Source organism: Streptomyces sp. H27-C3 (assembly GCF_030063415.1).
Lineage (GTDB): Bacteria > Actinomycetota > Actinomycetes > Streptomycetales > Streptomycetaceae > Streptomyces.
Genome location: NZ_JASITA010000013.1, coordinates 137817 through 150491 on the forward strand (window position 1 = coordinate 137817; position 12675 = coordinate 150491).

The window sequence follows — 12675 nt, forward strand, 5'->3', positions numbered from 1 at the left end:
TCGCCCGTCTCGCCCGTCTCGCCCGGGGCGGGGGTGGTGGTCTTCGAGGCCGACGGGGCCGTCGTGTCAGCCACGGTCTACTCCTTCGATGGATGCGATCAGCTCGTGGTCGTGCCAGCCGGCCGGGTGGTCGGCGACGACGCGGCCGTGGAAGAGGACCAGGACCCGGTCGCAGCGGCGCAGGTCGTCGATCTCGTCGGACACGACGAGGACCGCCGTGCCGTCCTGGCGTGCGCTGTCCATGCGCGCGAGCAGGGATTCCTTGGACCGCACGTCGACACCCGCGGTGGGGTTGATGAGGACGAGCAGTCGGGGTTCGGAGGCGAGCGCCCGCGCCATGACGACCTTCTGGGCGTTGCCGCCCGACAGGTCGGACACGGGCTGGTCGGGTCCCTCGGCGTGGATGTCGAGGCGGGCGATGAGCTGGGCGGCCTCGGCGCGCTTGCGTTCGGTGGCGACGAGGCCGTACCGGCCGAGCCGCCCCAGCACGCTCATCGTGGCGTTGTCGCCGATGCTCATGCCGGACACCAGGCCCTGGTCGTGCCGGTCGCGGGGCACGCAGCCCACACCGGCCTTCAGCGCCGCGGGTACGTCGCCGAACGGCAGCTTCTTCCCGTCGAGTTCGGCGCTGCCCGCGTCCGGGGCGTACAGCCCGGCGAGGGTCTCGGCCAGCTCGACCTTGCCGCTGCCGCTGCTGCCGGCGAGTCCGACGACCTCGCCCTCGCGGATGGTCAGGCCGATGTCCCGGTACGCGGCCGAGCCGAGCCCGGCGACCTTCAGGCGCAGGGGGGCGTCGTCGGGGACACGGGCGCGCGCGGCGCTCTCCTCCGCCGTCACCGCCTCACCCGCCATCGCCTCGACCAGAGCGGCGCGCGGCAGTTCGGTGACGGGCGCGGTGACGATCCAGCGGGCGTCGCGCAGCACGGTGACGGTCTGGCACACCTCGTACACCTCCTGGAGGTGGTGCGAGATGAACAGGAACGTCACCCCGGACTCCTGGAGGGCCCGCATCCGCGCGAAGAGCCGCTCGATCTCTTTGTTGTCGAGCTGGGCGGTGGGCTCGTCGAGGACGATGAAGCGCGCGCCGAAGGACAGGGCGCGGGCGATCTCGACCATCTGCCGGTCCTCGACCTTGAGGTCGGCGGTACGGGCCTCGGGGTCGACCCGTGCGTCCCAGGTCTCCAGCACCCGCGCGGCCTCGGCGCGCAGCTTCCGCCAGCTGATCAGGCCGCCGCGGCCGGTGGGCTGGCGGTTGATGAAGAGGTTCTCGGCGACCGTCAGCTCGGGTACGACGGTGGGCTTCTGGAAGACGCAGGCGACCTTGGCGCGCCATGCGTCGCGGTCGGACAGCGCGGGCGCCGCCCCGCCGTCGAAGAGCACGGTGCCGGCGTCCGGTGCCTGGAGCCCGGTGAGGATGGTGACGAGGGTGGACTTGCCGGCGCCGTTGCGGCCGACCAGGGCGTGGGACTCACCGCGCATGACGGTCAGCCGGCCGTCCTGGAGGGCAGTGGTCGGACCGTAGCGCTTGGTGATGCCGGAGGCCTCGACGAGCGGGACCCGGGGTTCGGCGCCAGGTCCGGTGCGGGGGCTGGTTTCGGTACTCACTTGACCGTGTTGCCCCACAGCTCGGGGTCGTCCACGTTCTCCTTGGTGACCAGTGGCGCAGGCAACTGGTCCTCCAGCATCCCGTTGGGGTGCTTGACGATCACGGAGTCGTGGTCGGTCGGGCCCGGCTTGAAGGTCTTCCCCTCCATCGCCGCCCTGATGTAGTGCATGCCGTACTTCGCGTAGGTGTCGGCGGGCTGCGAGATCGTCGCGTCGATCTCGCCCTTGCGGATCGCGTCGAACTCCTGCGGGATGCCGTCGTTGGAGACGATCGCGATATGACCCGGCGTGCCGGCCTTCTTGAGCAGGTTCTTGCTCTTGAGCGTCTGGAGGGTCGGCGCGAGGTACACCCCGCCGGCCTGCAGGTAGATGCCCTTGATGTCCGGGTTCGCGTTCAGCAGGGTGTCGAGCTTTGACGCCGCCGCGTCGGACTCCCACTTGGCCGGGATCTCCAGGACCTTCAGCTTGGGGTGGTTCTTCTTGACGCACTCGCGGAACGCCTCGGAGCGCTCCCGTCCATTGACCGAGGCCAGGTCACCCATGATCTGGACGACCTTGCCGCTCTTGACGGTCTTGCCGAGGAACTCGCAGGCCTTCTCGCCGTACGAGACGTTGTTGGCCCGCACGATCATCGCGACCTTGCCCTTTTCGGGGGCCACGTCGACGGCGATGACGGGGACGCCCTTGCGCTCGGCCTGGTCGAGCCCGGCGGATATCGCGGCGCTGTCGAGCGGAGCGACGACGAGCCCCTTCACGCCCTGGTTGAGCTGATTGTTGATGTCGGTGATCTGCTGGGCCGGGTCGCTGTTGGAGTTGACGGTCTTGAGCGCGTCGACGTCCTCGGACTTGGCCATCTTGGGCACATAGTCGTTGTACGACTGCCAGAACGGCGAGGTCAGCAGGGGCAGGATCACGCCCACCTTGCCGCTGCCGTCGCCCTTGGCGGTGTCCGCCTGCGTGTCCTTGGTGCTGCCGCACGCGGCGAGCACGAGCGAGGCGCAGGCCGCCAGGGCCACCGTGCGTGCCGCTCTTGTCCTGTTCCCCACTGTCCTGCCAGTCATCAGACGGCTCCTCATCGAAGGAAAGCGTTGGGTGCGCGACCAGGTCCCGAATCGGGCCGCGCCGAATATTTATCAGACCTTTCACCCCCTCCAACACCCCTCAGGGCCCATTTTCACGAGAAAACCGGGCTATTGGTCCGATGACTTGCGTGGTTAGACTGCCGCGACACCGAACGTCGGGAGGAGCAGAAGTGAGCATCACGGAGGACGTAACGCCCGAAAAGGGATCGGTGACGCAGCGTGCCATCGAACAGATCAAGACAATGATCGGCGAGGGCCTTCTCGTACCGGGCCAACGTCTGCCCACCGAGCGGGACTTCGCGGCGAAGCTGGGCATATCCCGCGGCTCGATGCGCGAGGCCGTCCGCGCGCTGACCACGCTCGGGGTACTGGAGGCACGGCACGGCTCGGGCATCTACGTCACGCAGCTGGAGGCCGTGGACCTGCTGGAGACCTTCGGAATCGTCGCGGAGATCTCCCCCAAGCCCCGGCTCGCTGAGCTCCTGGAGGTCCGCAGGATCCTGGAGTCCAGCGCGACCGCGCTCGCCGCGGCCCGGATCACCGACGCGGACCTGGCCGAGGTCGAAAAGCAGCTGGCAGCCATGAACGCCACCGAGGAGGCCGAGGAGTTCCTCGCCGCCGACATGGCCTTCCACCGCGCGATCGCCCGCGCGGCCGGCAACGACGCTCTGGCGGCGATCATCGACGGGCTCTCCTCACGCACGTTCCGCGCACGGGTACGCCGGGGCCACCAGGAGGTGGGAGCCTTCGGCCGGACCCGCGAGGAGCACCGAAGGATCTTCCGCGCCCTGGCGGCCCGCGACCCGGAGGCGGCGCGAGTGGCTGCGGCGGCTCACGTGGGCGCGGTGGAGGAGTGGCTGCGGGAGCAGCTCGACTGAGGGGGCATGGCCCGCCGGGGTGACGGCCGCGAACCGAACCCCCGCCGGGACCGAATCGCGACCGAACGCGCTCCCCGGACATGACAAAAGGCCCCCTCCAGTGGGAGCCTCGATGGTTCCGCAGCTTGAAACGTTCCTGCATGCAAGCCGCACCGTGGGGCGGGTGGGACTCGAACCCACAGCACCCGCAGGCCGCAGATCGCCCTTGCACACCAGCAGATCGCCGCCCCGCCGGAACCTCCCGCGAATCCACCACCAAGGTCCTGCGCGAGTACGGCGGCCAAGGTCTGATCCGACTCGTCAGAGGCCGCATCACCGTCCTCGACACCGATCGGCTGAAGGACCAGGCGGGCTGACGTCACCGAATCGTAAGAACACAACCGTCCCATCCACGGAGCCGACCGATCTACATTCAGGGCCGACACCGAACATCAGGAGCAGACATGCGTGCCCGCCCGTTCCTCCCCGCGGTCCTAGCCGCGGGAATTCTCACCCTGACCGGCTGCGGCTCCGGCGGCGGGGCCACCTCGCCCGATGATGCGGGCACGGCCGGCGCCACCACGGCCACGGCCCCCGCCTCCGCTCCCGCCTCGGCAGGCAGCGGTTCTTCCAGGGCAGTTCCCGAGGCGCTGCGCTTCACCGGGACCACCCTCGACGGGAAGCCGTTCGACGGCGCGACGCTGGCCGGTAAGCCCGCGGTGTTGTGGTTCTGGGCTCCGTGGTGCCCCAAGTGCAAGGCCCAAGGGCCGGAGACGGCGAAAGTCGCGGCCGAGTTCAAGGGGAAGGCGAACGTCATCGGGGTGGCCGGTCTTGACCAGCCGGAAGCCATGAAGAGGTTCGTCTCCTCCACCAAGATCGACGGCTTCCCGAATCTGTCCGACGAGCCGGGCACCATCTGGAAGAAGTTCGAGATCACCGAGCAGAGCACGTACGTCGTGCTCGACAAGGACGGGGAGACCGTCTTCACCGGTGTGCTGCCGGGCGGCAGGGGGCTCTCCGACAAGCTCGACGGACTCGTCGGCTGACCGGTGTCCGACCTCCCGCTCGCCCTGGCGCTGACCGCGGGCATGCTCGCCGCCGTCAACCCGTGCGGCTTCGCACTGCTCCCCGCGTACTTGTCGCTGCTCGTCATCGGCGACGACTCACCCAGCAGGGCCTCGGCCGTCGGCCGCGCCCTGACGGCAACCGCCGCCATGACCGCCGGATTCGCCGGCGTCTTCGCTCTCTTCGGCCTCGCCATCGCCCCGGTCGCCGGCCAGATCCAGCAGCATCTGCCCTGGTTCACCATCGTGTTCGGGCTGCTGCTGGTCCTCGTCGGAGGCTGGCTGCTGGCCGGACGCACCCTGCCCCCGCTCCTGCCACGACTCCGCCGTGCCCCCCGTGTCACCCGGTCCCTGACCTCCATGGCCCTGTTCGGCGGCGCTTACGCCATCGCCTCCCTGGGTTGCACCATCGCCCCCTTCCTCGCCATCGTCGTCTCCGCCTTCCGCGGCGGTTCGACGGCCGAGGGCATCGTGCTGTTCACGGCGTATGCGGCCGGGATGGGCGTCATCGTCGGCGCGGCCGCGCTCTCCGTGGCCCTGACCCGTACCGCCCGAGTGTCAGGCATCCGGCGGCTGGGAGCCTTCGCCTCACGGCTGGGAGGCTCCCTGCTACTCCTGGCCGGGGCCTATGTGGCGTACTACGGCTGGTACGAGATCCGCCTCCTGCGGGGCGGCCCGGACACCGACCCGGTGATCGACGCGGCGGGCGCGGTGCAGCGGTGGTTGGCGGACACCTTGACCTGGATCGGCGTCCCCGTCGTGGCCGCGGCCCTCGCCCTACTGATCGCCGGCGGGCTGATACGCCGACGCCGCGGCCGAGGACGCACTCACCCCTGAAGCACCGCCGTCCACTCCCCAAGAGCGGGACCCTGTAGTGGCGGCCGTGGGGCGCCTGGGCCAAGGCGTTCCTTTCTCGTAAGGGCTGTCCGGCTTGCGGGGTACGCGTCGGCGTGAGTCGATGGACGTGCGGCTTCGGACGATCCCCGTCCGCGGTCCAAGGTCAAAGGTCGCCAAACATGGACGTGCCCAACGGGTCCCCAACACGTCGCGCGGAGGAGCCTCTGGGCTCTTCTCGGTTGTCCCGTCTGCTGCTGGCAGTCTGCCGCGTCGTGGTCGGCCTGCTGTGGATTCAGAATCTCTCGTGGAAGCATCCTCCGGCCTTCGGCAAGGACTCAGGCCCACCGCGGGACCTCTACCGCTGGACGCTGAACGGGGTCGAGCACGAGGTTTTCGCTCCGTGGGCGTGGTTGGTCGAGCATGTGATCATTCCGAATTTCGCGGTGTTCGCCTGGGGCGCCTTCGCCGTGGAGGCTTGCCTGGGCGCGTTCCTGCTGGTGGGCCTGGCAACCCGGTTCTGGGCACTCGTGGGGCTGGTGCAGACGACCGCGATCACTTTCTCGGTCTTGAACACCCCACACGAGTGGTTCTGGTCGTACTTCCTCATGTACGTCGCGCATCTGGCGCTCCTGGCCACCGCTGCGGGCCGTGCCTATGGAGTGGACGGTGCGCTGCGCCCCGCCTGGCGGCAGCGCCGCGGCCTGCTGTCACGGCTTCTACTGGTCGCGTCATAACGGTGGCGAAGGAGGCATCGGGTGAAGGCACCACGGACTGCGATCGCCAAGGCCGCTACGGGCCTGGGGCTGGGAGCTGCGGCAAGCGTCGTAGTGGGGATCTCGGACGCGCCCCCGTGGCGGATCGTCACGCTCGGCGGCACGGGAATGCTGGTCCTGCTCATCCTGGCGTGCCTGACGGTCGCCGCGGGGCTCTCCGGGGTGCAGGCCCTGATCGTCCTGGCCGGGACCGGGTTTCTCGCCGCTACCGCCCTGCAGCTGGTCCAGATCGGGTGGACGGATGCGAACCTGCTCGGCGGTGACGGCTCCACCGTGGCCCTGCTCCTTGCGTTCGCAGTCGGTTTGCTGGCCCTCGGCCTTGCCCCGGCGGCTCACAGCAATGCCCCGGATCCGTCCCCATCCTCCTCAGGAAGGCCCGACTCCCCATGAATATGGACAGCACGCTGAAGCCGGTCCTGGCCACTGCCGCGGAGCACGCCCCCGCAGTGGACGCGGCCGGCCGGTTCCCCAGCGAAGCGGTTTCCGCTCTGGGCACGTCCGGCCTGATGGGCCTGCCCCTGCCTGAGCAGGTGGGCGGGCTCGGCGCAGGCCCGCCGGAGTTCGCCCACGTCACGGCCGAACTGGCGGAAGTCTGCGGTTCGACCGCCATGATCTATCTGATGCACATCTGCGGTGCCATGACGGTGCTGGCCTCACCACCGCCCGGAATCCCGTCCCTCCCGCCCGAAATGGCCACCGGCCGGACACTGGCCACCCTGGCGTTCAGTGAGCCCGGTTCCCGCTCGCACTTCTGGGCACCGATCACCCAGGCCAAGCGCAACGGCGACGACGACGTGCGGTTCACCGCGGACAAGGGCTGGGTAACCTCCGCCGGCCATGCGGGGCTGTACGTCACCTCCGTACTCTCGGCCGACGAGCCGGGCACCGTCGACCTCTACGCCGTCCAGGCGGGCCGGCTGGGCGTGAGCGTCACCGGCTCGTTCCGAGGCCTTGGGCTGCGAGGCAACGCCTCCTCGCCGATGTGCTTCGACGTTACGGCTGCGGACACCACGCGTCTGGGGCCGGCCGGCGCGGGGTTCGCACTGATGACTGAGACGGTAATGCCCTGGTTCAACCTGGGAAACGCGGCCGTCTCCCTGGGCCTGGCCCGATCCGCCCTGAAGGCCGCCGTGCGGCACACCAGCAGCGCCAGACTTGAGCACACCGGCCAGACACTGGCCGAATTGCCCACCATTCGCGCCCGGCTGGCCCGCACCTCGCTGCAGCTCGAAGCCGCAACCGCCTATCTCCACCAGGCGGCGGCGAGCATCGCCGCACCCGACGAGGACACCCCGCTGTACGTCCTCGGGGTCAAGGCGCTGGCCAACGACACCGCCCTGACCGTCACGGACGACGCCATGCGGGTGTGCGGCGGCGCGGCATTCTCCCAGCACCTGGGCATCGAGCGGTCTTTCCGGGACGCCCGCGCCGGCCATGTCATGGCCCCCACGGCGGACGTTCTCTACGACTTCTACGGCAAGGCCATCACCGGCCAGCCGGTATTCGGCTGACGCCCAGGAATCTAGACCCGCCCGAAGAGGAGACAGCCATGGAAACGCTGGTGGTAGGGGCGGTGGCGTACACCCCCAACGTCGTGCCCATCTGGGAGGGCATCCGCGACTACTACCGCACAGCCCCCGTCGACATGGACTTCGTGCTGTTCTCCAACTACGGCCGCCAGGTTGACGCTCTGCTGGCCGGAACCATCGACATTGCCTGGAACACCAACCTGGCCTGGGTACGCACCGTCCTCCAGGCCGACGGCCACGCCACGGCGCTCGCCATGCGCGACACCGATCTGGCATTCCGCAGCCACCTGGTCTGCCGGGCCGGAGCCGGACTGCGCGGCCCCGGGGACCTCAAGGGTCGGCGGCTGGCGCTGGGCAGCCGGGACTCCGCGCAGGCGGCGATCCTGCCCCTGCACTACCTGCGTCGCGAAGGCATCAACAACGGAGATGTCGAGATCCTGCGCATCGACAGCGACCTGGGGAAGCACGGCGACACCGGCCGCAGCGAACTGGACGCCATCCGGGCCGTACTCGACGGCGACGCCGACGCCGCCGCGATCGGCATCACCACCTGGGAGTCCATCGGACGCGACGAACTCATGCCCGGCGCCCTGGAATCCTTCTGGACCAGCCCCGCCTACTGCCACTGCAACTTCACCGCCCTCGACACCCTCGATGCGGCACGTGCCGCAACCTGGACCACGCACCTGCTGGCCATGGACTGGGACGACCCCGAACATCGCCGCATCCTGGAACTTGAGGGGCTCACACGCTGGGTACGCCCCGAACTCGACGGCTACACCGACCTCTTCCAGGCCGTCGAAGAACAGGACATCGCGTCGCGATGGTGATCCTCGAGCTGGTCGAGAGAGTCTCCTCCGCAGCGGAGGGGGACATGATCACGCTCCCGCTCGACTCGGCTGACGAACGTGAACTGGCCGCTGCGTGGTGCGCCCGCACCGGCAACACGCTGGTGGCCGCCGACGACATCAGCGTCACAGTCCGGCGCGGACGCCCGGCGGATCCGGTCGCGGCACTTCCCGCGGACCGCCGCCCTGGGGCCCGCCTGTGGCTCTATACCAATTTCGACTGCAACCTCGCCTGCGACTACTGCTGCGCACGGTCGTCACCGCAGGCAGCGCGACGCGCGCTGGGCGTGGACCGGGTACGGGAGATCACGAAGGCCGCCCCGGCCGCCGGAGTCACCGAGATCCTGCTCACCGGCGGCGAACCCTTCATGCTGCCGGACCTCGGCCAGATCGTCGCCGAATGCACCGCCGCGCTGCCCACCACCCTCCTCACCAACGGCATGCTCTTCCGCGGACACCGGCTCCAGATACTCCAGGCCATGCCCCGCGACCGCCTCACCCTGCAGATCAGCCTCGACTCCGCCACCCCGGACCTGCACGACTCCCACCGTGGCAAAGGCACCTGGGCCAAGGCAGTCGCCGGCATTCGCACAGCCCTTGGCGAGGGCTTCACCGTACGGGTAGCCGCCACGCTCACCACCGACGATCGGAACGAGGAAAACGAGCTTCGGGCCTTCCTCGACTCGCTCGGCATCCCGCACCGGCACCAAGTCGTCCGGCCCCTCGCCCACCAAGGCGCCGCCGACGACGGCCTGGAACTCACGGTGGAAACCCTGATTCCAGAGGTCACCATCACCGCCGACGGCGTGTACTGGCACCCCGTCGGAGCCGACAACGACGAACAGCTCGTCACCCGCGACATCTTCCCCCTCGACGCCGCCATCGACCTCGTACGGCAGCAGTACCGCGCCCACCAGGCCGCAGCGGACGCCGCTGCCCGCACCTTCCCCTGCGCATGAGCTGATCCTGGGCGAGCAATCCGTTCTACCTGCCAAGCGACAGCCACCCGCCGTGCTCCCGGCCCCGTTCACGCATGAAGACCTTGCTCTCGCGGACGTTGACCTACGCATCAACCGGGGCCTTGCAGATGGGGCAGACGGACTTGCTGAACTCGACGAACACCTCCTACCGTCCCGCTGCCGGTGAACTCACCTTGCCGGGTGCCTACGTCGCGTCGTCCACGGTCATCCCCTCTCCGCCTCTGCGATATCGCCCTGCCGCCACAATCGGTGGCGCCGCCGCTGGTGGCCGGTGCCGGTGTGCGCAGCCTTCGACGGGAAGTACGCGTGGCTGGTCGTCGTGGCGGCGCTCAATACGGTCGCCTCCCTCTTCTACTACCTGCGCTGGATCGCCCCGACCATCTCCAGCTTGATACGAGAGACACCGCGCACTCTGTCGGTGACGGCGGCCGGGGTCGCGTACACGGCAAGAGCAGGGTGCTGCCGTGCCACGCCCCGGTAGTCCTCGATCGTCCGGGCCTCAGGAAGTGCGCAGACCACCGCGAACGCTCCGAGGTTGGTGACCGCGTACCCGGCCAGGTAGTAGAGCAGTGCCTTCTGGTCGATGTCCGTACGTCCGGCGACCGCCACCGGCATCAGGATGTAGCCGACCTGGCTGACGGTCGAGTGGGCGAGCAGGCGCTTGACGTCCTGCTGGAAGAATGCGGCGAGATTACCCAACGTCATTGAGGCGACGGAGAGTACGGCCACAAGGTCGGGCCATGGCGTGGTCGTACCCGAGAGCGGTTCGGCCGCGAACCGATAGAAGGCCGCCAGGGCCCCGATCTTGGGCAGGGTTGTGAGGAACGCGGCGACGGGCGACGGGCTGCCCTGGACCGTGTCCGGCACCCAGAAGTGGCCTGGCACTCCTCCTGCTTTGAACAGGATTTCCGCGAGCAGCGCGACCGTGCCGACGGCGACCAGTCCCGCGGGCGCCTCGGGCAGCGCGCCCCGCAGTACCGGGTACGACGTACTGCGCCCGGCGGCAAGCAGGACGGTGATTCCTGTGAGCATCACCACGCCGAGGAGCGCACCGACGACGTAGTACTTCAGGGCCGCCCCGGTCCCCGGCCCGTCCTTGCGAAAGCCCGCGAGCGCGTAGGCGGGCACACTGGCGAGGAGATAGCCGGCGGCGAGCAGCAGCAGGTCCTGGGCTCCGGCCAGCATGAGGGCACCTGCGGCTGCGAGTTGCAACAGGACGTAGAACTCCGTCTCGCGTGGGTCACCGCGCAAGGGCGCCGAGGCGAGGGCAAGGATCAGGAGTGTGCCGACGAGGATGATGATCCTGCTGGTGTTCGTGACCGGGTCGATAGCGAAGGGTTCGCCGAAGGCGGTCGTGGCAGGATCGGTTGCCGCCACCGCGGCGGCCACGATGCCCGCGACGCTCGCCGCCCGCGAGCGCGCCGACCACCCATTGCCGGTGGCGCGGCATCCACGCACCGAGCAGCAGCCCCAGGACGGCCGAGGCTGCGAGCAGCACTTCGGGCAACAGGTCGAGGGGGTTCTCGTTCATCTCGGTCATCGCGCGAGCAGCTCCAGCACCCTGCGGGAGGCGGGGTTCGATGATGTCGAGGACGAACCGGGTTGTGACACCGAGGACGACGCCGAGAACGAGCAGGGGGACAATGGAGATCGCCTCGTGGGCCCGGATGTCACGGAAGGACGGTTCAGCACCCGGGGCGATGGCCGGGAGCCGCAACGGGCCGAGGAAGATCTGCCGCAGCGCGCGCAGGAAGAGACCGGCGGTGAGCAGGATTCCGAGAACGGCCAGGCCCGTCGCCACCGGCTGGGGGCCCAGGCTTCCGGCGAGGATCTGGAACTCGGCGATGAAACCGGCGAAGCCTGGCAGGCCCAGGGATGCGAAGGCGGCGACCCCGGTCAAGGCGGCGAAGGTGGGGGCGCGTTCGGCGACACCCGAGTACGCGGAGATCTCATAGGTGCGTCCGCGCTCGTACAGCACACCAGACAGCAGGAACAGTGCTCCGGTCAGCAGTCCGTGGCTGACCATCTGGAACACGGCCGCGAGCAGCAGAAACAGATCCAGGCTCATCGGCCGCCACTTCCCGGGATCGGGTCGTCGGCCGGACGCGACCGCAGGTCGTCGCCACGTGAGCAGCACCGGTAGCAACCGTTCTCACCGCCGACCGCTCAGCCGGTGGTCTTTCGACGCCGGACGCGAAACTCACGCCCGCCAGGCAGCCCGCCGGTTGCGGGCTGTGCATCCGCGCGACGGCGATGCCTGGCACTTCGTTGGCGAGACCTTCGAGGCCGCCGGCGATCTGCAGGCGACCGCCGAGTGGTTCACCGCGGGAATCAGCCACATCCTCGGCGCCGCCGCCCAACTCACTGCCGACACCGTACGCACCGGCCCGCCCGGCCTCGACATGCTGCTCACCGGCCGCCACCGCGTGCGACGCCAACTCGGCGACCCACGCGACGGATGGGACGACGTCGCCGACCAGGTCCACGACCAGCTCCCGCCGCTGATGCGCGGCACCCAAACCCTGGACGAGCTCCATCACCCCAGGCGCCTCGCCCAGCTCGACAACGACGACCCCGAGGTCCTGCGCGCCGAGATCGCCCGGCTCACCGCGCAGGTCGAGCAGCGCCGCAGCGCCCTGAACGCACCGCAGATGACCTGTGCGGTGTTCTGGCCGCAGCAGGAGTTCGCCGAGCTGCTCCGCCGCTGGCCTGCCTTCGCCGACGACTACGGCACCGATCACGTCCACCACCTGCGTGGGGTGGAGGAGCTGCTGCGTACCCACTCCGACCAGGGACAGCCCCGCCTGGGTACCGCCCGCGGTACGGTCGACGACTTCGCCGCCGACGCCCGCGACAAAGACCGGGACCCCGCCGCCGAAGGTCTGCGTGCTTCCTTCGCCGCCGACCTGGCAGCCCGAGGACAAGCGAAGTCCTGGCCCCCGCCCCGCAACGGACCGTGCTGGTGCGCGTCAGGCCGCAAGTACAAGAAATGTCACGGCAATCCAGCCCTCACCTGAACATCCCCTGCGGCACCCTGGCACGACGGGCACCCTCCCTGAGCCGCAGAGGCGCTCGCCCTCACGGAGCGACAGTGCACGCT

12 protein-coding genes and 2 pseudogenes are annotated in these 12675 nt (G+C 69.4%); 10 read left to right on the forward strand and 4 right to left on the reverse strand.

Annotation, left to right across the window (positions count from 1 at the left end; genetic code table 11):
- Positions 1–66: 66 nt before the first annotated feature.
- Both QMK30_RS15415 and QMK30_RS15420 read right to left on the reverse strand, forming a co-directional pair.
- Positions 67–1605, reverse strand: coding sequence for a sugar ABC transporter ATP-binding protein (locus tag QMK30_RS15415; RefSeq protein WP_283518470.1), 1539 nt, complete (start codon positions 1603–1605; stop codon positions 67–69).
- On the reverse strand, positions 1602–2666 hold the full coding sequence (locus QMK30_RS15420) for a sugar ABC transporter substrate-binding protein (protein WP_283518472.1): 1065 nt from the start codon (positions 2664–2666) through the stop codon (positions 1602–1604). Before QMK30_RS15420 ends, QMK30_RS15415 begins: the two co-directional genes overlap by 4 nt.
- A gap of 191 nt (positions 2667–2857) precedes the next feature.
- On the opposite strand from QMK30_RS15420, the gene QMK30_RS15425 reads away from it, so the two are divergent.
- The 9 genes from QMK30_RS15425 (at position 2858) to QMK30_RS15465 (ending at position 9554) form a co-directional block, all read left to right on the forward strand.
- On the forward strand, positions 2858–3565 hold the full coding sequence (locus tag QMK30_RS15425) for a FadR/GntR family transcriptional regulator (RefSeq protein ID WP_502963148.1): 708 nt from the start codon (positions 2858–2860) through the stop codon (positions 3563–3565).
- A 140-nt stretch (positions 3566–3705) separates the two neighbouring features.
- The gene (locus tag QMK30_RS15430; RefSeq protein ID WP_283518474.1) at positions 3706–3921 is read left to right on the forward strand and encodes a helix-turn-helix domain-containing protein; all 216 of its coding nucleotides are present in this window, start codon (positions 3706–3708) and stop codon (positions 3919–3921) included.
- 87 nt (positions 3922–4008) lie between these two features.
- Positions 4009–4590, forward strand: a complete 582-nt coding sequence (locus QMK30_RS15435) for a redoxin domain-containing protein (protein WP_283518475.1) — start codon at positions 4009–4011, stop codon at positions 4588–4590.
- Positions 4591–4593: 3 nt separating this feature from the next.
- Entirely contained in the window at positions 4594–5445 is an 852-nt protein-coding gene (locus QMK30_RS15440) for a cytochrome c biogenesis CcdA family protein (RefSeq protein ID WP_283518476.1), read from the forward strand.
- 239 nt (positions 5446–5684) lie between these two features.
- Positions 5685–6179: a DoxX family protein gene (locus tag QMK30_RS15445; RefSeq protein ID WP_283518478.1), complete on the forward strand. Its 495-nt coding sequence runs from the start codon at positions 5685–5687 to the stop codon at positions 6177–6179.
- A gap of 21 nt (positions 6180–6200) precedes the next feature.
- Positions 6201–6608, forward strand: a complete 408-nt coding sequence (locus QMK30_RS15450) for an Rv1678 family membrane protein (protein WP_283518480.1) — start codon at positions 6201–6203, stop codon at positions 6606–6608.
- A complete protein-coding gene (fadE16, locus tag QMK30_RS15455) occupies positions 6605–7729 on the forward strand; it encodes an Rv1679 family acyl-CoA dehydrogenase (RefSeq protein ID WP_283518482.1) in 1125 nt (374 codons plus the stop codon). The genes QMK30_RS15450 and fadE16 overlap by 4 nt, the downstream gene beginning before the upstream one ends.
- 38 nt (positions 7730–7767) lie before the next feature.
- Positions 7768–8577 (forward strand): Rv1680 family SBP-like protein, encoded by an 810-nt coding sequence (locus QMK30_RS15460; protein ID WP_283518484.1) that lies wholly within the window; start codon positions 7768–7770, stop codon positions 8575–8577.
- Complete coding sequence (locus QMK30_RS15465; RefSeq protein WP_283518486.1) at positions 8571–9554, forward strand: Rv1681 family radical SAM protein; 984 nt, start codon at positions 8571–8573, stop codon at positions 9552–9554. Before QMK30_RS15460 ends, QMK30_RS15465 begins: the two co-directional genes overlap by 7 nt.
- A 462-nt stretch (positions 9555–10016) precedes the next feature.
- Here QMK30_RS15465 and QMK30_RS15470 read toward each other — a convergent pair.
- Both QMK30_RS15470 and QMK30_RS15475 read right to left on the reverse strand, forming a co-directional pair.
- A pseudogene (locus tag QMK30_RS15470) lies at positions 10017–11115 on the reverse strand (NADH-quinone oxidoreductase subunit N); the annotation flags it as partial.
- Positions 11112–11613: pseudogene (locus QMK30_RS15475) on the reverse strand (proton-conducting transporter transmembrane domain-containing protein); the annotation flags it as partial. The pseudogenes QMK30_RS15475 and QMK30_RS15470, both read right to left, overlap by 4 nt.
- A 196-nt stretch (positions 11614–11809) precedes the next feature.
- On the opposite strand from QMK30_RS15475, the gene QMK30_RS15480 reads away from it, so the two are divergent.
- Positions 11810–12592, forward strand: coding sequence for a DUF8829 domain-containing protein (locus tag QMK30_RS15480; protein WP_283518487.1), 783 nt, complete (start codon positions 11810–11812; stop codon positions 12590–12592).
- Positions 12593–12675: the final 83 nt, after the last annotated feature.